22 protein-coding genes are annotated in these 23803 nt (G+C 48.8%); 10 read left to right on the plus strand and 12 right to left on the minus strand.

All coding sequences use genetic code 11. The features are described from left to right. Positions 1-6 precede the first annotated feature (6 nt). The 3 genes from hflD to DS731_RS09430 all read right to left on the minus strand — a co-directional run bounded on the left by hflD (position 7) and on the right by DS731_RS09430 (position 2482). The gene (hflD, locus tag DS731_RS09420) at positions 7-633 is read right to left on the minus strand and encodes a high frequency lysogenization protein HflD (protein WP_119501072.1); all 627 of its coding nucleotides are present in this window, start codon (positions 631-633) and stop codon (positions 7-9) included. After that, positions 633-1748 carry a tRNA 2-thiouridine(34) synthase MnmA gene (gene mnmA, locus DS731_RS09425; protein WP_119501073.1) on the minus strand — a complete coding sequence of 372 codons (1116 nt, stop codon included), beginning with the start codon at positions 1746-1748 and terminating at the stop codon, positions 633-635. The genes hflD and mnmA overlap by 1 nt, the downstream gene beginning before the upstream one ends. Before the next feature lie 191 nt (positions 1749-1939). Next, entirely contained in the window at positions 1940-2482 is a 543-nt protein-coding gene (locus tag DS731_RS09430; protein ID WP_119501074.1) for an rRNA large subunit pseudouridine synthase E, read from the minus strand. A gap of 459 nt (positions 2483-2941) precedes the next feature. On the opposite strand from DS731_RS09430, the gene DS731_RS09435 reads away from it, so the two are divergent. Beyond that, positions 2942-5167: an NADP-dependent isocitrate dehydrogenase gene (locus DS731_RS09435; protein WP_119501075.1), complete on the plus strand. Its 2226-nt coding sequence runs from the start codon at positions 2942-2944 to the stop codon at positions 5165-5167. 153 nt (positions 5168-5320) lie between these two features. Here DS731_RS09435 and cspD read toward each other — a convergent pair whose 3' ends face one another. Then, a complete protein-coding gene (gene cspD, locus DS731_RS09440) occupies positions 5321-5539 on the minus strand; it encodes a cold shock domain-containing protein CspD (protein ID WP_119501076.1) in 219 nt (72 codons plus the stop codon). Positions 5540-5741: 202 nt separating this feature from the next. On the opposite strand from cspD, the gene clpS reads away from it, so the two are divergent. Both clpS and clpA read left to right on the plus strand, forming a co-directional pair. Further along, positions 5742-6062, plus strand: a complete 321-nt coding sequence (clpS, locus tag DS731_RS09445) for an ATP-dependent Clp protease adapter ClpS (RefSeq protein WP_119501077.1) — start codon at positions 5742-5744, stop codon at positions 6060-6062. Between the two features lie 24 nt (positions 6063-6086). Then, on the plus strand, positions 6087-8363 hold the full coding sequence (clpA, locus tag DS731_RS09450) for an ATP-dependent Clp protease ATP-binding subunit ClpA (protein WP_119501078.1): 2277 nt from the start codon (positions 6087-6089) through the stop codon (positions 8361-8363). 85 nt (positions 8364-8448) lie between these two features. On the opposite strand, the gene infA is transcribed toward clpA, so the two are convergent. The 4 genes from infA to trxB form a co-directional block, all read right to left on the minus strand. Then, the gene (infA, locus tag DS731_RS09455) at positions 8449-8667 is read right to left on the minus strand and encodes a translation initiation factor IF-1 (RefSeq protein WP_070124261.1); all 219 of its coding nucleotides are present in this window, start codon (positions 8665-8667) and stop codon (positions 8449-8451) included. Between the two features lie 74 nt (positions 8668-8741). Then, the gene (locus DS731_RS09460) at positions 8742-9455 is read right to left on the minus strand and encodes an arginyltransferase (protein ID WP_119501079.1); all 714 of its coding nucleotides are present in this window, start codon (positions 9453-9455) and stop codon (positions 8742-8744) included. Then, positions 9452-10201 (minus strand): leucyl/phenylalanyl-tRNA--protein transferase, encoded by a 750-nt coding sequence (gene aat / locus DS731_RS09465; RefSeq protein WP_119501080.1) that lies wholly within the window; start codon positions 10199-10201, stop codon positions 9452-9454. The genes DS731_RS09460 and aat overlap by 4 nt, the downstream gene beginning before the upstream one ends. A 39-nt stretch (positions 10202-10240) precedes the next feature. Beyond that, positions 10241-11206: a thioredoxin-disulfide reductase gene (gene trxB / locus DS731_RS09470; protein ID WP_119503378.1), complete on the minus strand. Its 966-nt coding sequence runs from the start codon at positions 11204-11206 to the stop codon at positions 10241-10243. 273 nt (positions 11207-11479) lie between these two features. Between trxB and yfbV the strand changes: the two genes are divergently transcribed. Continuing rightward, complete coding sequence (gene yfbV, locus DS731_RS09475) at positions 11480-11929, plus strand: terminus macrodomain insulation protein YfbV (RefSeq protein ID WP_119501081.1); 450 nt, start codon at positions 11480-11482, stop codon at positions 11927-11929. A 91-nt stretch (positions 11930-12020) separates the two neighbouring features. Here the strand turns inward: yfbV and DS731_RS09480 are convergent, their stop codons facing one another. Together DS731_RS09480 and sppA are read right to left on the minus strand one after the other, a co-directional pair. Continuing rightward, the gene (locus DS731_RS09480; protein WP_232373520.1) at positions 12021-12533 is read right to left on the minus strand and encodes a SprT family zinc-dependent metalloprotease; all 513 of its coding nucleotides are present in this window, start codon (positions 12531-12533) and stop codon (positions 12021-12023) included. Between the two features lie 6 nt (positions 12534-12539). Beyond that, positions 12540-14399 (minus strand): signal peptide peptidase SppA, encoded by a 1860-nt coding sequence (gene sppA / locus DS731_RS09485; protein ID WP_119501082.1) that lies wholly within the window; start codon positions 14397-14399, stop codon positions 12540-12542. 232 nt (positions 14400-14631) lie between these two features. Here sppA and DS731_RS09490 point away from each other — a divergent pair, with 232 nt between their 5' ends. Beyond that, positions 14632-15183 (plus strand): NAD(P)H nitroreductase, encoded by a 552-nt coding sequence (locus DS731_RS09490; protein WP_119501083.1) that lies wholly within the window; start codon positions 14632-14634, stop codon positions 15181-15183. A gap of 112 nt (positions 15184-15295) precedes the next feature. Here DS731_RS09490 and pyk read toward each other — a convergent pair whose 3' ends face one another. Next, positions 15296-16732: a pyruvate kinase gene (gene pyk, locus DS731_RS09495; protein ID WP_119501084.1), complete on the minus strand. Its 1437-nt coding sequence runs from the start codon at positions 16730-16732 to the stop codon at positions 15296-15298. Positions 16733-17018: 286 nt separating this feature from the next. Next, the gene (locus DS731_RS09500; protein ID WP_119501085.1) at positions 17019-17870 is read right to left on the minus strand and encodes a MurR/RpiR family transcriptional regulator; all 852 of its coding nucleotides are present in this window, start codon (positions 17868-17870) and stop codon (positions 17019-17021) included. Between the two features lie 282 nt (positions 17871-18152). Between DS731_RS09500 and zwf the strand changes: the two genes are divergently transcribed. Genes zwf through DS731_RS09525 form a run of 5 tightly spaced genes read left to right on the plus strand, consistent with a single transcriptional unit; the run spans position 18153 to position 23779 of the window. Then, the gene (zwf, locus tag DS731_RS09505; RefSeq protein ID WP_119501086.1) at positions 18153-19649 is read left to right on the plus strand and encodes a glucose-6-phosphate dehydrogenase; all 1497 of its coding nucleotides are present in this window, start codon (positions 18153-18155) and stop codon (positions 19647-19649) included. A gap of 1 nt (position 19650) precedes the next feature. Next, positions 19651-20343: a 6-phosphogluconolactonase gene (gene pgl, locus DS731_RS09510; RefSeq protein WP_119501087.1), complete on the plus strand. Its 693-nt coding sequence runs from the start codon at positions 19651-19653 to the stop codon at positions 20341-20343. A gap of 9 nt (positions 20344-20352) precedes the next feature. Further along, a complete protein-coding gene (edd, locus tag DS731_RS09515; RefSeq protein ID WP_119501088.1) occupies positions 20353-22182 on the plus strand; it encodes a phosphogluconate dehydratase in 1830 nt (609 codons plus the stop codon). Further along, the gene (locus tag DS731_RS09520) at positions 22179-23138 is read left to right on the plus strand and encodes a glucokinase (protein ID WP_119501089.1); all 960 of its coding nucleotides are present in this window, start codon (positions 22179-22181) and stop codon (positions 23136-23138) included. Before edd ends, DS731_RS09520 begins: the two co-directional genes overlap by 4 nt. Next, on the plus strand, positions 23135-23779 hold the full coding sequence (locus DS731_RS09525; protein ID WP_119501090.1) for a bifunctional 4-hydroxy-2-oxoglutarate aldolase/2-dehydro-3-deoxy-phosphogluconate aldolase: 645 nt from the start codon (positions 23135-23137) through the stop codon (positions 23777-23779). Before DS731_RS09520 ends, DS731_RS09525 begins: the two co-directional genes overlap by 4 nt. The last annotated feature ends 24 nt before the right edge of the window (positions 23780-23803 follow it).

The raw sequence follows: 23803 nt of genomic DNA on the forward strand, positions 1-23803 counted from the left end.
CCTAAACTAATTGATTAATCTCAGCGCAAGAGTTGCACTGTGTAAAATTTGTTTGCGGTTAAAGAGTATCTGGCGGCGCCGGCCGCCCATTTGCCGCCACATGACGGCAGCACGCACACCCGCTAACAGCAGGGCACGGACCCGCTGCTGGTTAAGGGGACGGCTCAAATGTTCTGTATTGCCGGCTACCTGAATTTTCGGTGCCAGCGGGCTGATAATATCACTGTAAATACTGGCCAGGGAGGCAATGATCTGACTGTTGTCAAAATCTACATGTGCCAGCTGTCGCTGAACGTGGGAAATACGCTGGCTCAATTCATTCAGGGCTGCCGGTTTGGCGCTGAGTTTTCTTTCCAGACCAAGCAGGCTGGCAACATAACGGGTGAGTTCGGCATCTTTATGACTGCTGCGGCCGGAGAGCTGGGAGACAATGCTCTGATAACCCATCTTCAAATTGCTTAACTGCCCGAAAACATGTTGTGGTGATTCCGGGTCGGTCACCAGGATACTCGACAGGCTGGCCTCACAGGCTTCTGTATCTACAGTGCCTGCGCGCGCGACTTTTTGTACCAGTGCTGCGGCCTGACAAACGCCTGCCAGCGCAATATGTTGCTCTATTTTAGGATCCAGCATCACCGTATGTAACTCTCAATGATTCCGCCACCCAGACAGACTTCTTTCTTATAAAACACCGCAGACTGGCCAGGCGTCACCGCTTTTTGCGGCTCATCGAAGAGCACTTCTATCAAATCATCATTAAGCGGACGGATAGTGCAGGGGATGTCTGTCTGACGGTAACGGGTTTTAACAACAGCACGCACCGTTTCAGTTACAGGGGTTCTGTCTACCCAGTGCAGTTGCCGGGCGATCAGTCCTTTGGAATACAGACGGGGATGATCAGCACCCTGACCGACGATGAGCACATTACGTTCAACGTCTTTGTCTACCACGTACCACGGATCGTCACCATGGGCCGCGAGGCCTCCAATGTGTAACCCTTTTCTCTGACCCAGCGTGTGATACATCAGGCCTTCGTGTTCGCCGATAACTTCGCCTTCAGCGGTTTCGATAACACCCGGCTGTGCAGGAAGATATTTAGACAGGAAGTCTTTGAATTTACGCTCACCGATAAAACAAATGCCGGTGGAGTCCTTTTTGTCAGCCGTTACCAGTCCCTGTTCTTCAGCGATTTCACGGACACGGGGCTTTTCCAGTTCGCCAACAGGGAACAATGTTTTAGCGACATGTTCTTCGCCCAGCGTATAAAGAAAGTAACTCTGATCTTTATTACCATCCAGGCCACGTAACATTTGCCAGCGACCGTCTTTCTCACGGCGGCGTACATAATGGCCGGTAGCAATGTAATCTGCACCTAAGTCTTCAGCTGCAAATTCCAGGAAGGCTTTAAACTTAATTTCTTTATTACACATGATGTCCGGGTTAGGCGTTCTGCCGGCTTTGTATTCTTCCAGGAAGTATTCAAATACATTATCCCAGTACTCAGCGGCGAAATTGATCGTGTGTAATTCAATGCCCAGTTTATCAGCCACGGCCTGTGCATCCGCTAAATCTTCTGCAGCTGCACAATATTCGTCGTTGTCATCTTCTTCCCAGTTTTTCATGAAAAGCCCTTCTACCTGGTAACCCTGCTGCTGCAAGAGATACGCAGAAACAGAAGAATCTACACCGCCGGACATACCGACAATGACTTTTTGAGATGCAGGTGAAGGTGTTGAATTTGATGACATATTAACTCTTAGTGGATTTCCAATTTATCTGGCTGACTCAGGGTCGCGGATTCTACCAGAATTATCTGGCTATGGCACGGCAGTAACCCGGCAATTCAGCTATAACTTGTGCCTTTTTGTAAAAAGTATAGAAGCCTGCTGCCATTGCACAATTGCCGGTACGGATTTTCCTCAGGCTCTGTCAGGGAAAATTACTGGATTTGCAGGTATTCGCCGTTAGCAATGCCATCAATGGTCCAGTTGCCGATACGGTACCGGATCAGTCTGAGCGTCGGGAATCCCACGTGGGCTGTCATCCTTCTGACCTGACGGTTTTTGCCTTCGGTAAGGGTCACCGATAACCAGCTGGTGGGAATGTGCTGCCGGAACCTCACTGGCGGATTGCGCGGCCACAGTGCCGGTTCATCCATGCGGTGTACTTTTGCCGGCCGCGTAAGGCCGTCTTTCAGTTCCACACCATCACACAGCTGTTGTATGGCCTCATCTGTGGGCTCTCCCTCGACCTGCACCCAGTAGGTTTTACTGGTTTTGGCTTTAGGATTTGCCAGACGGTGCTGCAGTTTGCCATCGTCTGTGAGTACCAGTAACCCTTCGGAATCTCTGTCGAGCCTGCCGGCTGCATACACGCCGGGAACGGGAATGAAGTCTTTCAGGGTTTGTCTGCCTTCCTGATCGGTAAACTGTGTCAGTACGTTGAATGGCTTATTGAACAGCAGAATTTTGCCCGCCGGCATTTGTCACTCCCGGAAAATAGTCAGAACCGGTGCGCATGCTACCGCAAAAATGCCGGCGGGGCGGACTGTCTGTGTCACTTTTTTGAAGAAAAAAAACGAAATTGCAAAAAAAGATCAGGAAATTGACAAAAATTAGATTGATCTTCACGCTTAAGACAATGGTATGACTTGTAACTCCTACGTTCGACCCTATACTATTGAGCGCGGTAATTTCGGCAGGACAGGGTGCGTCTGCAAGGCGGGCCCGCAAAAATGACGAATTGGGTGTAGTGTTCGTGGGCGAGAGGACATTACACAGTGATCTGTAAACTACAGATATAGACCAGACTGAAAGGTTATTTCAGTAATCGTGATCAGAATCTTACGATATTACCGGAATGCCCTGCATATTATAGCGATTCCACGCGGGGTTAATGGAATAAATCAGGTAGCTCTTTACCGACAACTTTGAGGTATATAATGACCAAAGCTAAGTCGACTATCATCTACACAAAAACAGATGAAGCGCCAATGCTGGCGACTTACTCTTTACTGCCAATCATTGAGAAATTTGCTAAATCTGCTGACATCGACATCGAGTTAAGCGATATTTCACTGGCTGCGCGTATTCTCGCCAACTTCCCGGATTACCTGAACGACGATCAAAAAGTGCCTGACGCACTGACTGACCTGGGTGAAAAAACGCAGGATCCAGAAGCAAACATCATTAAACTGCCTAACATCAGTGCATCTATTCCCCAATTGCGTGCAGCAATCAAAGAATTAAACGCCAAAGGCTATAACGTTCCTCCGTTCCCTGAAGATCCTAAAACGGACGAAGAAAAAGACATCCGTGAACGTTACGGAAAAGTACTGGGTTCTGCTGTTAACCCGGTTCTGCGTGAAGGTAACTCAGACCGCCGTGCACCTACAGCGGTTAAAAACTTCGCGAAGAAACACCCGCATTCAATGGGTGAGTGGAGCCAGGCTTCACGCTCTCACGTTGCGCACATGCGCGGCGGCGATTTCTACTCAAGTGAGAAGTCCACTACTGTTGAGAAAGATGGCTACGTAAGCATCGAATTTACCGGTAAAGACGGTAGCAAGAAAACCCTGAAGCCACGTGTAGATCTGCTGGCGGGTGAAGTTATCGACGGTATGTTCATGAGCAAGAAAGCCCTGTGCAAATTCTTCGAAGAACAAATCGAAGATGCGAAGCAAACCGGCATTCTGTTCTCACTACACGTGAAAGCGACCATGATGAAGGTGTCTCACCCCATCGTATTCGGTCACTGCGTAAAAGTGTTTTATAAAGAACTGTTCGACAAGCACGGCGATCTGTTTAAAGAACTGGGTGTTAACCCTAACAATGGTTTAGGCAGCGTTTACGACAAAATCGCTTCTCTGCCGGAATCACAGCGTTCTGAAATCGAAAAAGACATCAACGCCTGTTACGCTGACCGTCCGCCTATGGCAATGGTTAACTCAGACAAAGGTATTTCTAACCTGCACGTACCTTCAGACGTTATCGTTGATGCGTCTATGCCTGCAATGATCCGTAACAGCGGTCAGATGTGGGGACCGGATGGTAAGGCGCACGATACTAAAGCGGTTATCCCCGAGTCTACTTATGCGACTATCTATCAGGAAGTGATTAACTTCTGTAAGACCCACGGTGCATTTGATCCTACTACCATGGGTACAGTGCCTAACGTTGGTCTGATGGCGCAGAAAGCGGAAGAGTACGGTTCACACGATAAGACATTTGAACTGGAAGCTGACGGTACTGTACAAATCATCGATCAGGACGGAAATGTGCTGATTGAGCACAATGTTGAAGAAGGCGATATCTGGCGTATGTGTCAGGCGAAAGACGCGCCGATTCAGGATTGGGTTAAACTGGCCGTTACCCGTGCACGTAACTCTGGTATGCCGGCAGTATTCTGGCTGGACGATGAGCGTGCCCACGATGCACAGCTTATCAAGAAAGTTGAGAAGTACCTGAAAGACCACGACACGAATGGTCTGGAAATCCACATCATGTCACCTGTACGTGCGATTCGTTTCTCTATGGAACGTGCAATCCGCGGCCTGGATACTATCTCCGTAACAGGTAACGTTCTGCGTGACTATCTGACTGACCTGTTCCCGATTCTGGAACTGGGTACCAGTGCGAAGATGCTGTCTATCGTGCCTCTGATGGCCGGTGGTGGTCTGTACGAGACCGGTGCGGGTGGTTCTGCACCTAAGCACATTCAGCAGTTCGTTGAAGAAGGTCACTTACGCTGGGATTCACTGGGTGAATTCCTGGCACTGGCAGTGTCTCTTGAAGAGCTGGCTATCAAGCACAGCAACTCTAAAGCGAAAGCGCTGGCGGTTGCCCTTGATAAGGCGACTGAGAAGCTGCTGAACACCGGTAAGTCACCTGAGCGTAAAGTGGGTCAGCTGGATAACCGTGGCAGCCATGTATGGCTGGCGCTGTACTGGGCTGAAGCACTGACTGAGCAGACTGAAGATAAAGAGCTGGCTGAACTGTTCAAGCCAACTCTGGAAGCGATGACTGCGAACATCGACAAAATCATCGAAGAAATCGATGCGTCTCAGGGTCAGCCACAGGATATCGGCGGTTACTACTTCCCTGACGAAGACAAGCTGTATGCAGCGATGTCTCCAAGCAAAACGCTGCAGGAGTCCCTGTCTAAGTAAGCGTTTAAGCAAGAACCAAAAAACCCGGCTTTCGCCGGGTTTTTTATTTGGTAGCGGTAAATTTGAAGACACCGCTGAAAATGGCGCATAAAAAAGGCCTTCTACCGACTGCCGAATCGCAGTAAAAAGCCCTTTGAGATGCTTTTTTGAATTTTAACGTTCAGGTTCTTCGACAACACCAATGTTTTCTGCGTGAAGGCCCTTCGGACCCTGCTGTACATCAAACGTTACTTCCTGGCCTGCCTTGAGAGAACGGTATCCATCCATCTGAATGGTGGAGTAGTGGGCAAAAATGTCCTCTCCGCCGTCCTCAGGAACGATAAATCCAAATCCTTTAGCATTGTTAAACCATTTAACTTTACCAACCGCCATACATCGACTTCCTCTTAATCCTTGAACTCATAATACTATGCCCCCACAATAGAAATATGGGGAGCACGATGGCTATGCGCGTCACTCGCATGGCCATAGTTAAAACTGTAGATATTTTAACCATTGAATGTCAAGCGTAAATTAAAGATTATTTATTTACAAAAAAATCGGCTAATCTGCGCTAAGGCACTATTATTGTACTATGAGTAAAGACAACGCGATCAGTATAGACAGAGAAAAAGAGAGGCTTGCGGAGCGACAAAAGACGCAGCCGCCGCCAATGTATAAAGTGTTGTTGAACAACGACGATTACACGCCGATGGACTTCGTGGTCGAAGTACTCATGCATTTTTTTAATATGGATGCTGAGAAGGCCAATCAGACTATGCTCACCGTACATTATCAGGGACGTGCTGTGTGTGGCATATTTACTGCAGAGATTGCAGAAACCAAAGTGATGCAGGTCAATCAGTATGCGCGTAAGCATCAACACCCGCTTATGTGCACCATGGAACAGGCATAGGTCTATTAACAGAGGGCGAGCGATATGTTGAATAAAGAGTTAGAGCAAACGCTGAACGAAGCTTTCGTGTTTGCCAGAGAACATCGTCACGAATTCATGACGGTAGAGCATCTGTTGCTGGCGCTGATGGATAATTCTGCCGCCCGGGACGCACTTAAAGCGTGTGGTGCCAATATCGAGCAAATCAAAAGCGAACTTATCGAGTTTGTTAAAGATACCACGCCACTCATTATGGATGAGCAGGCAAATGACCGTGAGACGCAGCCAACTTTAGGTTTCCAGCGTGTACTTCAGCGCGCGGTTTTTCATGTGCAATCATCAGGCAAAGACGAGGTAACCGGTGCGAACGTGCTGGTGGCTATTTTCTCCGAGCAGGAATCTCAGGCGGTTTATATTCTCAAACGTGCTGACGTCACCCGTCTTGATGTGGTGAATTACATCAGTCACGGTGTCAGTAAAAATGAAGATGAAAGTCCTGCCGGTGCTGAAAGTCAGGAAGAGACAGCAGAGGGTGAAGAGTCCGGTTCTGCACTGAGCAAATATTCTACTGATCTGAACCGTCAGGCGAAGGACGGTAAAATTGACCCGTTAATCGGACGTGATGCGGAAGTAGAGCGTACGATTCAAATTCTGTGTCGTCGCCGTAAAAACAACCCGCTGCTGGTGGGTGAAGCCGGCGTAGGTAAAACGGCTATTGCCGAAGGTTTAGCTTACCGCATCGTTAACGATGACGTGCCGGACGTGATTGCCGACAGTACGGTGTATTCTCTGGACTTAGGCGGCTTGCTGGCCGGTACCAAGTATCGCGGTGACTTTGAAAAACGGTTAAAAGCTATTCTTAAAGAACTCAGCAAAGACGAAAACGCCATTTTATTTATTGATGAAATTCATACGATCATCGGTGCCGGTGCGGCATCCGGTGGTGTGATGGATGCATCTAATTTGCTGAAGCCAAAACTGAGTTCCGGTGAATTGCGTTGCATCGGTTCTACCACCTATCAGGAATACCAGGGCATTTTTGAAAAAGACAGGGCACTTGCCCGTCGCTTCCAGAAAGTCGACGTGGTGGAGCCCTCAGTGAGCGATACGACCAAGATCCTGCTGGGTCTGAAGTCCCGTTACGAAGAGCACCATAGCGTTCGTTTTACCCAGAAAGCACTTCAGGCTGCTGCAGAGCTGTCTGCCAAGTACATCAACGAACGCCATTTGCCGGACAAAGCCATTGACGTCATGGACGAAGCAGGCGCCAGTCAGCGTTTGCTGCCGGTGTCCCGCCGTAAGAAAACCATCAATGTGGCTGATATCGAGCAAATCATCGCTAAGATGGCCCGGATCCCTGAGAAGTCCGTGTCTGCCTCCGACCGTCAGGCGCTGAAACATCTTGGCCGTGACCTGAAAATGGTGGTATTTGGTCAGGACAAAGCCATTGAGACGCTGACAGACGCGATTCACTTATCCCGTGCCGGTCTGGGCAGTGAAGAGAAGCCTATCGGCAGTTTCCTGTTCGCCGGTCCTACCGGTGTAGGTAAGACGGAAGTCACACAGCAACTGGCAAAAATCATGGGTGTGGAGCTTATCCGTTTCGATATGTCGGAATATATGGAGCGCCACGCGGTAAGCCGTTTAATCGGTGCGCCTCCGGGATATGTCGGTTTCGATCAGGGCGGTCTGCTTACCGATGCGGTCATTAAAAACCCGTATTCGGTAGTGCTGCTGGATGAAATCGAAAAAGCCCACAGTGATATTTACAATATTCTGCTGCAGGTCATGGATCACGGTACGCTGACGGATAACAACGGCCGTAAGGTTGACTTCCGTAATGTGGTCCTGGTCATGACCACTAATGCCGGCGTGCAGGAAACCGTTCGTAAATCTATCGGCTTCCAGCAACAGGATCACAGTCATGATGCCATGTCGGAAATCAACAAGGTGTTTACCCCTGAGTTCCGTAACCGTCTTGACGGTATTATCTGGTTTAATCACCTTGGCACTGACGTTATTCTGCAGGTGGTTGATAAGTTCCTGGTGGAACTGGAAGCACAGCTGGATACCAAAGGTGTTACCTTTGAAGTCACGCCGGCTGCAAGGGCGTATCTTGCTGAGAAAGGTTACGATAAATCTATGGGGGCACGGCCTATGTCACGCCTCATAAAAGAGGAAGTGAAGAAAGAGCTGGCTAACGAATTGTTGTTCGGAGAGCTGAGCAAAGGTGGCAGTGTGAAAGTCGATTTGGGTGAAAACAAACTGGAGTTCTCATTCTCCGGTGCGGAAACCCGGAATGAAGAGGCGGAATCCAACTAAGGATTTCGCGCTCAACCCGACTTAAAAACAAAAAGCCCGGTGATATCACCGGGCTTTTTTTTAAGATTCTACAGACTACTGAGTATTATCTTGCACGATAAACGATGCGACCTTTAGTCAGATCGTACGGCGTCATCTCTACGGTTACCTTGTCACCAGTAAGAATGCGGATATAGTTCTTACGCATTTTGCCGGAGATGTGTGCAGTCACAACGTGACCGTTCTCAAGTTCAACGCGGAATTGTGTGCTTGGAAGTGTGTCAACCACGGTTCCTTCCATTTCGATAGAATCTTCTTTTGCCATGAAAAGCAGTTACCTCAGTAAGTCAAAATTTTGCCGCGCAGACATTAACCAATAAACGCCCGTGTGTAAAGGGTTCAGGCTTTATTTGAGCTGAATTTTTGCCAATTCATGTCAAATAAACGTTCATGGGGCAAAAATTTCGTTTTGTAATTCATTTTATTGCACTCGTCTATCTGATAACCGAGATACAAAAAATTGCGGGCATCGGATTTAGCATGGGCGATTTGCTGTAATATCATCCACGTGCCCATTGACGAGGACGATAACTCAGGCGCAAAAAACGTATACAGCGCTGAGAAAGAAGCTGTACCGTCACAATGACGGATGTCATCGGTAACGGCCACTGCAACCAGCTCATCTCCGTCCCGCGCTTCAATAAATACGGGGGGATTCCAGTTGCAGAAAATGAAACTGTTATACTGGTCTCTGTTAGCCGGATACATGCTGCCGTCGGTATGGCGCTCATTAATGTACCGCTCGTAAAGAGGGTAGTATTCGTCTTTCGGTGTTGATGACAGCGTAGTGGTGAGGTGACTATTGCGCTTCAGCACACGTCGCTGGCTTCTTGAAGGCGAAAACAGTGCCACAGGAATACGTACCGACTGGCAGGCTTCGCAGGTAGGGCAGTGGGGCCGGTAAATTTGATCGCCACTGCGACGGAATCCGGCCTGAATCAGCTGTCCGTAACGATAGCGGAGATCCTGTTCAGTTTCTGCAAATACCAGTAACTGTTCATTCTTATCCGGTAAATAACTGCAGGCGAAAGACTGCGTAAGCCCAAACTTCATGGCGTTATATTTCCACCTTGCCAACTACTACGATATGAGGCAGTTATTCTGCCGTCTTCGTCTATTGTAGCATTATGATGACGTAAGCGGTCAATAAATGTGCTTCTGGGAACGGTTTGCGCCCCCAGGGACTGCAAATGTTCAGTGGGTAACTGGCAGTCAATAAATGCAAGATTATGGTTTTGCATGTGTTTTACCAGCGCCAGCATGGCCAGCTTGGATGTATTCGGTTCTTTGTGGAACATGGATTCACCACAAAAAACACCACCAACCGCCACACCGTACAAGCCGCCGGCCAGTTGATTGTCTTCATTCCAGACTTCAACAGAGTGGGCAATGCCGGCACGGTGGAGTCTTTCATAGGCGGTAATCATGTCGCCGGTGATCCAGGTGTCTGACGACAGTTCCTTACTGTCAGGCCGGTAGCGGGGAATGGATGAGCAGGCACGGATAACTGCGTAGAAATCTTCATTCAGTGTGACCCGATACTGTTTGCGTTTTGCCAGTTTTTTCAGACTTTTAGATACGTGAAAGCCATCCAGCTCAATGATTGCTCTTGGATCCGGCGACCACCAGAGTACCGGCTCATCATCGCTGAACCAGGGGAAAATGCCGTTGGAGTAAGCCTGAAATAACCGGGGGGCGTCCAGTGTTGCGCCGTAAGCCAGCAGACCGTCAGGTTCTTTCAATGCTGTTGAAACAGGCGGAAATGGTGTATCAACATTCAGGTAAGGGAGTTCAATCATGGAATCACGGGGCAGGGAAGCTGCCCCGTACCTCAGTTATCAGCCTTGTTCCGGGCGGAAACCATCGAGGAATTTCTCTGCATCAAGTGCAGCCATACAACCGGTGCCGGCTGAGGTAATTGCCTGACGGTAAATATGATCGCTCACATCACCGGCAGCAAAAATACCTTCCACAGAGGTTTGTGTGGCATTACCCTGCAGACCGCTCTGAACAACAATATAGCCGTCTTTCATTTCAAGCTGACCTTCGAAAATATCCGTGTTCGGCTTGTGGCCAATGGCAATAAACAGGCCCATTACATCGATTTCTTCTTTGGCACCAGACTGCGTGTCAGCAATACGGACTTTGGTTACGCCCATTTCATCGCCCAGCACTTCGTCCAGCGTTTTATTCAGGTGCAGAACCACGTTACCGTTTTCTGCTTTGTCCAGCAGACGCTGCTCAAGAATTTTTTCACTGCGGAAAGTGTCACGACGGTGAATAACGTGAACTTCAGACGCGATGTTCGACAGATACAGTGCTTCTTCCACGGCAGTATTACCGCCGCCCACAACCGCTACTTTCTGGTTACGGTAGAAGAATCCGTCACAGGTTGCGCAGGCAGAGACCCCTTTACCTTTGAACGCTTCTTCAGATTCCAGACCCAGGTATTTCGCAGAAGCACCGGTTGCGATGATCAGTGCATCACAGGTATAAGTGCCTGAATCACCGTAAAGGGTGAACGGGCGCTTACTGAAATCAGTTTTGTTGATGTGATCAAAAATGATTTCTGTATTGAATTTCTCTGCATGTTTTTGCATGCGTACCATCAGATCAGGACCTGTCAGTCCTTCAGGGTCGCCCGGCCAGTTTTCAACTTCTGTGGTTGTTGTTAACTGTCCACCCTGCTGAATACCTGTTAACAGTACAGGTTCAAGGTTTGCTCTGGCCGCATAGACTGCTGCGGAATATCCTGCCGGGCCAGAGCCCAGAATAAGTAGACGGACGTGTCTGCTTTCTGCCATTTCTATCTCCAATGCTTTCACTCATCGCCGCTGACAACGAGCCTTTAAATGATGGTATCTTTATGTGGGTCAATATCGCATATTCAACCTGAATTGAGTATGACTTTTCATTACAATATATGTCGGTAATGTTACCTGAGCCGTTAACCGGGCTATAATAAACCAAACCGCAGCATCTTTAGTATAGAATGCTGAATACATCCGGGATTTTTTGTAGTTTAATAAAATAAAATCCAGACGTTGACCGGGGTCAGCACCGGCAGGAGAGCAGGCATGTCACAATCAGTAATTACGCTTCTGCGTGACGGACAAGACTATATGAATACCTGGCCGGTAAAACGGGAGCTTTATGCTTTCTTTCCGGAGTGCCGGGTCGTCAGTGCAACAAAGCTGGCTATCAAAGCCATGCCGCCTCTGGCCATTGTGGCCGCGGGAATGATGTTAAATGTGCTGGGTAGTGCATATCTGCCGCAGGCTATGGCGATTGGCCTGTTCTTCATCAGCCTGCCCTTACAGGGCTTACTCTGGTTGGGTCACCGCTCGAATCAGACTTTGCCGCCGCAAATTAAAAGCTGGTACCAGGAAGTTCACCGTAAAATGGCAGCAGAAGGTTGCGAATTGCAGGCAATGCGTTCTCAGCCTAAATATCGTGAACTGGCGGCTACGCTGAAAACAGCATTCAGTGAACTCGACCGCGTTTTCACGCAAAAATGGTTTAACTGAAACCCGTTCCTGCTACCGGTGACGTGTTACTGCGTCACCTGACTGCCAGGATTTTAAACCTTTTTTAAGCCTTCTTTTCTTTTCAGTCAGCTTACGTTGCTTCGCTGTTCTTAACGAATACCAGATTTTCCCCGCATCGTCTGCAGCGATAAGTCCTGCCCTTTTTCACATTATTATGCCTTCTCACCGACAATGCTATGGTCTGACAGCCACAGCGGTAGTTAAAGGTTGTCAGGCCCAGTACGGATAAGTCGAAGTCATGTGTCGTCGAAGGGGATACGCCGTAAACATGTTGCATGACAGCCTGCCATTCCGGACCGTGAGGTTTCACTCTGCGTCGTTTGCCTGCTGTATGCCACGTTATCAGATGACTGACTTCATGTGGGATCACATCACTGAAAAATGCCGCTTTGTTTGCAGCCAGTAATACAGGATGAAAGTTAACCCTGTTCTGCTGTAAAAAGGCGGTGCCGGCGTTTTTACCGCTGCGCCTGAAAGACACATCCGGCAAAGGGAAAGAGCGGTTAAAATAACGTTCTGCAACAGCAAAGAGGCGGTGAACCTCACGGATCACCGCCTCTTTTTCAGAGTGATTAAGTGTCACCGGGTCTTAGTCCACCTTACACTGAAGGCACAGGGTGTATACACCGCGTGGATCATTCAGGTTGGTCACCGTGCCGGTTTCTGCTAACAGGTTCTTCACCATTTTCATCAGGTGACTGTCGTTATCAGCGAATTGCATTTTTGCACCCCACACCAGCGCCTGGCCGAAAAACTCTTTCCAGAATTGTTCCTGAGGAGACAGGATACGCTCAACGTACTGGGTGTCCCAGCTTTCCAGACCGGCAATTTCAGCAGCGGATGCGACGGCATCATCAAGGTCGCCCAGCTCGTCTACCAAACCCAGTTCCAGTGCCTGACTACCAATCCATACACGGCCCTGGGCAATTTTATCAACCGCTTCAGGGCTCATACCGCGGGATTCACCCACCATGGTGATGAACTGGCGATAAGCACTTTCCACATTGCGCTGGAGGATTTCACCAAAGCGGGGATCCAGCTCGCGCAGTGCTGACATACCGGCAATTTCGGTAGATGCAACACCGTCGGTGTTAATGCCAAGGTATTCCAGTGAATCCTCGAAGGTAAGGAACATACCAAACACTCCGATGGAACCGGTGATAGTGCTGGGGGAAGCAATGATTTTATCTGCCGGTGCAGAAATCCAGTAACCACCGGATGCTGCATAGGTGCTCATAGACACAACGACAGGCTTACCGGCGCTTTGCAGTTCCAGCACTTCCTGACGGATAATTTCGGATGCAAATGAACTGCCTCCCGGTGAATCGACCTGCAGAACGACAGCTTTCACCGTATCATCAAGACGGGCCTGACGTAATAAGCGTGCTGTGCTGTCCCCACCGATTGTGCCGGCGGGCTGATTACCGTCGAGGATTTCGCCTTTGGCTACCACAATTGCGACTTTATCCTTCGTGTTACCCATTTTGGGTAACGGCGGATTAACGGCTTTCAGGTATGTATTAAAAGGGGTAACGTTGACACCCAGTTTGTTTTCATCCGTTCCGACTAAAGCAACCAGTTCCTGACGGACTTCTTCCCGGGTTTTAAGGGCATCCACCCAGCCGTTGTTCAGTGCATATTTAGCGAAATCTGCACCGGCTTCTTCAAACTTGTTCAGCAGAACGTCCAGTTCTTCATCGAAGTTACTGACATCAATACCACGTGCAGCAGCCACATCAGCTTTGTATTGTGACCAGTAAGTGTCAAGCCACAACTTGTTTGCTTCTTTTGCCGCGTCAGACATGTCATTACGGATAAACGGCTCTACGGCAGATTTGTACGTACCCACTCGGAAGATATGTGTCGTAATGCGTAACTTCTCCAGCATGTCTTTAAAGTACATACCGAAGCGGCCGTAACCTTCAAACATCACACCACCCATTGGATTCAGGTAAATATGATCAGCACGTGCTGCAAGGTAATATTGATTCTGGCTGTAGTAGTCGCCGATAGCGTAGACCGGTTTTTCGGTCTTAAAATCATCGATGGCAGCGGCTACGGTGCGGAGTTTATCCAGTCCGCCGCCCTGTAACCCGGACAAATCCAGAATGAGCGCTTTTATGCGGGAGTCCTGTTTGGCGTTATCCAGTACCTTAACCACATCACGTACCAGCACTTCCGGGTTTTCCGGTTCTTCACCAAACGCTTCCTGCATGAATTGTGAAAACGGGTCGACCTGTTCTTTTTCAATGACCAGGTTACCGTTCAGCTGCAATAATAATGCACTGTCAGGTTTTACCGAGATGGGATCTTCACTGCTACTGATGGCAATAATGACGCCAATAAGAAGAACCAGAAAAATAAGATTAAATACGAGTTTTCTGGCGAAATTCAGTACTGTCCATAGTCCTGTGAATAATGCTTTCGTCCAGCTTCCTTTTGCTGCCATATTGCTTTGTACCTCAGACGGATGTTTAGTTCATGGTAACGGAACCACGAAGGATAGCTAACTTAAATTGTAATGAATTGTGATAGCGGTAAACAAGCGCTACAGGCCTGATTTACTGTGAATATACATCATTGAGGGATAAGTTTGGTAAAAGCTGTTTCATCTGCACCACGCCGCTGATACATTGTGCTTTCATCAATGTATTTCCCGATGTGTATAAGGAGAACCGCAATTGGAAGCTCTTGACCTGCTGTTAAACCGTCGTTCCCAACCCAGACTCAAAGCCCCTGCGCCGGAGGGCGATGCCCTGGAAAATATTTTTCAGGCCGCTTTACGTGCGCCGGACCATGCGGCGCTTACGCCATGGCGTTTTATTGTGTGTGAAGGGCAGGGGCTGGTAAAACTCGGTTCTGTGTTTGAGCAGTCTGCTATTGAAAACGACAAATCCGCCAAAGAAATAGAACGTGCCCCGCAGTTGCCGATGCGTGCTCCTATGGTGATTGTGGCCATCACAACGTATAAAGAGCATGAAAAAGTGCCCCGTGTAGAGCAGGTCGCGTCGACAGCCTGTGCGGTAATGGCCATGCAAATGGCTGCTCAGGCGCAAGGATTTAACGGAATATGGCGGACCGGCGCCTACGCCCATTGTGAGCTGGTAAGAAAGGCATTGTCGTTAAATGAAGAAGATGAAATAGCTGGATTTTTATATTTAGGCACACCGGCAATCGATACGCCGCCGGTAATTCGTCCGGACAGCACGCCGTTTTTCACTTACTGGCGCTGATCGTTTCAATCCTGACCGGCGTTGACCGCATCAGTGATAAGCACAAAGCAAAAGGCCGGCAACATTGCCGGCCTTCCTGTATCCGTTGAACGGACATTAAATTGAGTCAGTATTAATCTACCTGAACAATTTTCAGCGCGTTGGTCGCACCGATTTTTTCCATTTCATCGCCGTAAGTCATGATCACACTGTCACCTTCTTTCACCAGACCGATGGCTTTTAGTGCTGCCATGGTGTCGTGTTTCAGCTGACCCGGTTCACTGTCGCGGGAATCAAAGAATACCGGCTTCACACCACGGTAAAGTGCCATTGCATTAAGCGTGGCTTCGTGACGTGACATAGCTATGATAGGTAAACCGGTGGTAATACGTGACATCAGCTTAGGCGTATTACCACTTTCAGTTAATGCAACAATAGCTTTGATGCTTGGCAGGTGGTTAGCAGCATAAACTGCAGACAACGCCACTGTTTCACTGACCGTAGAGAACACTGTATCCATTCTGTGCTTGGACAGTTTAACACTGGGGTGTGTTTCTGCACCTTCACAAACCCGTGCCATAGCTCTCACTGTTTCAACAGGGTAATTACCGGCAGCAGTTTCCGCCGATAACATCACTGCATCCGTACCGTCCAGTACGGCGTTCGCCACGTCCATCACTTCTGCACGGGTTGGCATCGGGCTGGTGATCATTGATTCCATCATCTGCGTGGCAGTAATGACAACTTTATTCAGTTGACGAGAGCGGGCAATCAGTTTCTTCTGAACACCTACCAGCTCTGCATCACCGATCTCCACACCCAGGTCACCACGGGCAACCATAACGGCGTCAGATGCACTGATGATATCGTCAATGGCTTCATCAGTAGCAACGGCTTCAGCACGTTCTACTTTGGCACAGATTAGTGCTTCACAACCGGCTTCGCGGGCCAGCTCACGGGCATAGTTCAGGTCTGCACCTGAACGGGGAAAGGAGACTGCCAGATAATCAACGCCGATTTTAGCGGCAGTTTTAATATCTTCTTTGTCTTTCGCAGTCAGAGCTTCGGCCGACAGACCACCGCCCTGACGGTTGATGCCTTTATTGTTAGACAGTTTTCCGCCTACGGTTACTTTTGTATGCACTTTACGACCGGCTACTTCAGTAACTTCCAGTTGAATACGGCCATCGTCGAGTAGCAGAATATCGCCGGTGTTTACATCGTCAGGCAGCGCTTTATAGTCGATACCTACTGCGTTCACGTCACCGTCATCTTTTGCCATTTCAGCATCAAGGGTAAAAGGTGCGCCTACATCAAGATTTACTGCGCCTTCTTTAAACCGGGCTACGCGAATTTTAGGGCCCTGCAAATCACCGAGAATGGCTACATATTTATTTAAGTTCTTTGCTGCCTGACGTACTTTCTTCGCACGCTCAATGTGATCTTCGGCCTGACCGTGAGAGAAGTTCATCCGCACTGTGTTTGCACCTGCTGCGATGATGGCTTCAATGCGTTCGATGGTATCTGTTGCTGGTCCTAATGTGGCAAGTATCTTTGTTCTTCTGGTCATATGATTCGTCGCTTGTTCTTCGTCGTTAACAGGGAGGCTTCTACACACGTTACTTACATTGACAATAATGTCGAAAAAATGTTCGATTTATGTTGCTGTAATGCTTTTACGTAATTTTATTACAGAATAGTAGAGCAATCTGACAAAAATGTGAATGCAAAGAACTTTTTTCCTCACTGGCCTTACCAGTGAGGTGTGAACTAATCTGAACGCAGGAAGAAGAAAAAATGGTTAAAAAAAGATCGCTGGTAAAAGCGGTCTTCAATAAATCAGCTGGAATGAACTGTTATAAGTCACGCTTGTCAAAACGGGAACCACGAAGGGTGTCTTTGACCCGCTTGAGATTTTCTCTGAATTTATTGCCACGACGCAGGGTGAAGCCGGTGGCCAGTACATCAATTAAAGTAAGCTGGGCAATACGGCTCGCCATGGGCATGTACATGTCAGTGTCTTCCGGCACTTCCAGAGACAATACGTAACTGCATTCACGTGATAAAGGGCTGTCTGCAGAGGTGATACCAACGACAGTGGCATCGTTACTGCGGGCAATCTGGGCAATCTCGACCAGGCTTTTGGTTCTGCCGGTGTGGGAAATCAATACAACCACATCGCCGTCTGTGCAGTTCATGCAACTCATGCGTTGCATCAGAATATCTTCAAAGTAAACCACGGGCACATTGAAGCGGAAAAACTTATTCAACGCGTCGTGGGCCACAGAGGCCGAGGCGCCGAGGCCAAAAAATGAAATTTTTTGTGCCTGAGTCAACAGATCAACAACACGGTTAACTACATTGACGTCAATGGATTGCCGCGCAACTTCGAGGGAAGCCATGGTGCTTTCGAAAATTTTGTTGGTGTATTCACCCGGGCCGTCGCTTTCATCTACATGACGGTTAACATACGGAGTGCCATTCGCTAAGCTTTGTGCCAGATGTAATTTAAAATCCGGGAAGCCTTTGGTGTCCAGACGGCGGCAAAAACGGTTTACTGTCGGCTCACTGACATCAGACATTTTAGCGAGCGTTGCTATACTCGAATGAATTGCCGTTTGCGGGTTGGCCAGTATTATTTCGGCAACTTTGCGCTCAGACTTGCTGAAAGCGGCTTTATTTTGCGTAATTTTCTCAAGAATATTCATACGGATATAGCGAAAAGTAAGGTAAAGTTATAGTCATTCCAGCTTTCTATACTACCCAAAGTGACTCGGGTGACAAGAAAAATGTAATTTTTTGACAATCGAAGCAACAGAATGGCGGGTATTCAGCGAATAAATACCTCTTTAACGTGTCATAGATGACTCAAGTTGTAATTTTACTACATTTGGTGTTAACTATGTGCTAACAACGACGAGACAGTTCATCTGCGTTGCCTGACAGTATCGAACTGTTATCTGGATTATCATTAAGAAGGTCGACGAAATATGGTAATGGATAATTCCTTTGAACCCTGTGATTTTGTGCTGTTTGGCACGTTAGGGGATCTCTCACGACGGAAACTATTGCCGTCCTTATATCAGCTGGAAAAAGCTGAGCTCATTCACCCTGATACCAAAATTATTGGTGTAGCGCGTCAGGACCTGAGCACTGAGGACTACAAGAAAGAAGTCCGTAACAACATCGAAAAATTTGGTTCCAAACAAGTTTGCGAAGATACCTGGGCCCGCCTTGAAGCCCGTCTGCAATATGCTTGTGTGGATATGAAGAATACTGAAAGCTACCGCGTTTTTGATTCAGTGGTAGATGCAGACCGCATTATGGTGTGCTATCTGGCGACTCCGCCGGCTATCTACGGTGACATCTGCCGTGGTCTGCACAGCTGCGATATTATCGACAGCTCCGTACGGGTAGTGCTGGAAAAACCAATTGGTCACGATCTGGAATCTTCTAAAGTCATTAATGACCAGGTTTCAGAATACTTTAAAGAATCGCAAATCTACCGCATTGACCACTATCTGGGTAAAGAAACCGTTCTTAACCTGATTGCACTGCGTTTTGCTAACTCCATTTTTGCTACCAACTGGGACCACAACTCCATTGACCACGTACAGATCACTGTTGCTGAGTCGGTAGGGATTGAAGGCCGTTGGGGCTATTTTGATGACGCTGGTCAAATGCGTGACATGGTGCAGAACCACCTGTTGCAAATTCTCAGTCTGATTGCCATGGAACCGCCGGCAAACCTGAATGCCGACAGTATCCGTGATGAAAAACTGAAAGTACTGAAAGCCTTACGTCCGATTAACCTGAGCAATATCAATGAATCAACAGTTCGTGGTCAGTACACGTCCGGTTTCGTTAAGGGTGAAGAAGTACCCGGCTATCTGGAAGAAGAGGGTGCCAACACCCGCAGCCGTACTGAAAGCTTTGTTGCCATCAAGGCCGATATCGACAACTGGCGCTGGGCCGGCGTGCCGTTCTATTTAAGAACTGGTAAGCGTTTGCCGACCAAAGTGTCTGAAGTTGTGATTTACTTCAAACGTCAGCCACACAACCTGTTCGGTGACAGCTTCCAGAATCTGCCGCCTAATAAACTGGTTATCCGTCTGCAGCCTGACGAAGGTGTTGAAATCACCGTAATGAATAAGGTACCGGGTCTGACCAGCTCAGGTTCAATGGACCTGCAAAAGTCAAAACTCGACCTGAGTTTCTCAGATGCATTTGGCGATGACCGCATTCCTGATGCTTATGAAAAGCTGTTACTTGAAGTCATGCTGGGCAACCAGGCCCTGTTTGTTCGCCGTGATGAAATTGAACAGGCGTGGAACTGGGTTGATTCAATTCTTGAAGCGTGGAAGCAAACTAATGAGCCACCGGAGCCGTATCAGGCTGGTACGTGGGGACCGGTAGATTCTATCGGGTTATTAGCACGCGCTAACCGTAGTTGGTATGAAAGCAAAACAACACGGAAGAAGAAATAAGATGGCTTTGACAATTAATGCTTTTGACAATGCAGATGCACTGACCAGTGCATTTGCAGACACGCTTATTTCACTGCTGGAAAAAGGCATTGCTGAACGTGGCCGCGCCAGTCTGGTAGTGAGCGGAGGCAGAACACCTCTGGCACTGTTCAAACAGCTTAGCCAGTCTGACCTTGCCTGGGATAAAGTTGACATTACGCTGGCTGATGAGCGTTGGGTTGATGAAAATGACGACGCCAGCAATACAAAGCTGGTGCGTGAAAATCTGATTCAGAACAGAGCGGCAGCCGCTAATTTTGTCACTTTGAAAACGGATGATGCAGATGCCAATGATGGTATCGCCGAGGCGGAAAACCGCCTGTCCAGTTTCAGCCAGCCTTTCGACGCGCTTATTCTCGGTATGGGCGAAGATGGCCACACAGCATCACTGTTTCCGTGTTCGGAACAGGTTGCGGATGGTCTGGATCTGGCAAGTGGTAAAATTTGTATCGCTACCCAACCTACCACGGCCCCTCACCAACGTATTTCACTGACACTGCCTGCACTGTTAAACAGTCGCAATATCTTTATTCACCTCACCGGTGAAAAGAAAAAAGCGGTTTTAGAAGACGCCATTGCTAATGCAACTGAGCTGGAAAAACCCGTTACCGCAGTTGTCAACCGTGCTGATGTCACGCTGATGTGGGCACCCTAGGAGCAGATCATGAATTCTCAAATTGCTGAAGTAACACAGCGAATTATTGAACGCAGTAAAGAAACCCGTAAGGCCTATCTGGAAAAAATAGAAAAGGCTCGCCGTCAGGGGCCGCACCGTGGTGTGCTGTCCTGTGGTAACCTGGCTCACGGCTTCGCCGCTTGTGGCAGCGATGACAAAGCCGATTTGCGTTCAATGACGAAAGCCAATATCGCAATCATCTCTTCTTATAACGATATGCTGTCGGCTCACCAGCCGTACGAAGCGTATCCGGCAATCATTAAAGAAGCCATCCGTCAGGTGGGCAGCGTAGCGCAGTTCGCCGGTGGTGTACCGGCCATGTGTGATGGTGTTACTCAGGGTAACCCGGGTATGGATCTGAGCCTGATGAGCCGTGACATTATTGCCCAGGCAACCGCAGTGGGTCTGTCTCACAACATGTTTGACGGCGCTCTGATGCTGGGGATCTGCGACAAGATTGTTCCCGGACTACTGATGGGCTCACTGGCCTTTGGTCACTTACCGACTGTTTTCATTCCTGCCGGTCCAATGCCTTCAGGTTTGCCAAACAAAGAGAAAGCCCGTGTCCGTCAGGAATTTGCTCAGGGTAAAGTCGGGCGCGACAAATTACTTGAAGCAGAATCTCAGTCTTACCACTCTGCCGGTACCTGTACTTTTTACGGTACAGCGAACTCTAACCAGCTGGTGGTTGAGACTATGGGTCTGCATCTGCCGGGGTCATCGTTTGTTAATCCTGGCACGCCGCTACGTGATGCACTGACGAAAGCTGCATCCGTTCAGGCAACCCGTATCACTGACCTGGGCGACAACTACACGCCGATTGGTCATATTGTTGACGAGAAAGCCATTGTTAACGGAATCGTCGCATTACTGGCGACTGGTGGTTCAACAAACCACACCATGCACCTTGTGGCGATTGCCCGTGCAGCCGGTATTCTGGTTAACTGGGACGACTTCTCAGATCTGTCTGATGCCACACCGTTAATTACCCGTATCTATCCGAATGGTCACGCTGACATTAACCATTTTGTCGCTGCCGGTGGTATGTCGCTGTTGTTCAAACAGCTGCTGGATGCAGGTCTGCTGCACAATGACGTTAAGACAATTTGTGGTGACGGTCTGGATTTATACACCAAAGAGCCGGTTCTGAAAGACGGTGAACTTGAATGGCGTGACGGTCCGGTTGAATCTCTTGATAAAGAGGTACTGGCCACTGTTGAGAAACCCTTTAAGCCTGACGGTGGTGTTTGCGTACTGCGCGGTAACCTGGGTCGTGGCGTTATCAAAACGTCTGCACTTAAGTCTCCGGTTTGCCATATCAAAGCACCTGCTGTGGTGTTCGAAGATCAGTTCGAACTGGATGCAGCGTTCAAATCCGGTGATCTGGACAAAGACTGCATTATCGTTGTGCGTTTCCAGGGCCCGTCAGCGATTGGTATGCCTGAACTGCACCGCTTAACACCACCTCTGGGTGTATTACAGGACCGCGGTTTCAAAGTCGCGCTGGTAACAGACGGACGTATGTCCGGTGCGTCAGGTAAAGTACCAGCGGCTATCCATGTCACCCCGGAAGCCTACAAAGGCGGCATGCTGGCGAAAGTGGAATCCGGCGACCTCATTGAACTGAATACAGAAACCGGCGAACTGACATTGCTGGTAGATGACGAAACCCTGGCTGCACGTACCGCAAAAGAAGCGGACCTGGCGCATCACCAGGAAGGTATGGGACGTGAACTGTTCTCCGGTTACAGAAATATTCTGTCCGGTGCTGAAGAAGGCGCGTGTTCATTGTTTGTAACTCAGGAGCAGGCGCTATGACGGCACTTTTCGTTGCAGATGTCGGCGGGACGAACATTCGTCTTGCCCGTGTAACTGATAGCGGTGTAGACAATATCATCAAATACCAGTGCAGAGATTTTGCCAGTATTGATTTGGCTATTGGCCAGTATTTCGCAGATTTACCTCAGTTCGCCTTTACGTCAGGTTGTATTGCTATTGCCTGTCCGGTACTGGGAGACCAGGTAGAGATGACGAACCACAGCTGGGCATTCTCACAAACTGCATTACGTGGTCAGCTGAAGCTGGACAATCTGTTTGTGATCAATGATTTCACAGCCGTGGCGCATTCATTACCGGTATTAGGTGATGATCAGGTAGTGCAAATCGGAACCGGCACGGCGAAAACCAACGGCAATATCGCTGTATTTGGTCCGGGCACCGGGTTAGGCGTAGAGCACATCACCATGACGTCTTCAGGCTGGCAAACCCTGGACGGCGAGGGTGGTCATGTTGATTTCGCCCCTGTTGATGAAACAGATGTGGTGATCTGGCGCTACCTGCAAAATGAACACGGTCGCGCATCTGCCGAAGAGGTGATGTCTGGTCGTGGCCTGATGAACATCTACAAAGCACTGGCATTACACAATAACGTACCGGTAACACACACAGAACCGTCTCAGGTTACTGAACGTGCGTTGTCCGGCGAATGCGATGTGTGCGTACAAACTCTGACTCAGTTCTGCCGTATCATGGGCAGTTTTGCCGGTAACCTGGCACTGAACATGGCTACCACCGGTGGTATTTTCATCGGCGGCGGTATTGCGAACCGTTTTGCAGAATTCTTAAAAGAGAGTGACTTCCGTGCCCGCTTCGAGGCCAAAGGCCAGATGAAGCATTACGTGAAAGACATTCCAACTTATCTGATTGCAGAGCCCGACCACGGATTATTAGGTGCATCTGCATACCTGAAACAACATACAGCGAGTGAACTATGACAACGAACGCTAACTATACACCGGCAGACATTTTTGCTGCTGGCCCGGTAGTCCCGGTACTGGTAATTAAGGACCTGGACAAAGCTGTGCCACTGGCAAAAGCACTGATTGCAGGTGGCATTAAGGTGCTGGAAGTCACACTGCGTACACCTGTTGCTCTGGATGTGATCAAGAAAATCGCAGACGAAGTACCTGAAGCGATTATCGGTGCGGGTACTGTTACCAATGCACAGCAGCTTAAACAGGTTGTTGAAGCCGGTGCGAAATTCGCTATCAGCCCGGGTCTGACTGAAGCACTGCTGGAAGCCGGTAAAGGTTACGATATTCCGTTGATTCCTGGTATTTCTTCAATTTCTGATCTGATGACAGCGAAGGATGCGGGTTATGACCACCTGAAATTTTTCCCTGCTGAAGCATCAGGTGGCGTGAAGGCGCTTAAATCTATCGGCGGTCCTTTCCCTGATGTGACATTCTGTCCTACAGGCGGTATCGGTCCGGCTAACTACAACGACTACCTGGCTCTGTCTAACGTTCGTTGTGTTGGCGGTTCATGGGTTGCACCTGATGATGCCATTGAAAGCGGCGACTGGGACAAGATAACCCAACTGGCAAAAGAAGCCTGTGACGGTGCCAAAGCCTGAGTACAAATTCTCTGATTTTGCTCA

The sequence above is a fragment of the Alteromonas sp. RKMC-009 genome, from assembly GCF_003584565.2.
Classification (GTDB): Bacteria; Pseudomonadota; Gammaproteobacteria; order Enterobacterales; family Alteromonadaceae; genus Alteromonas.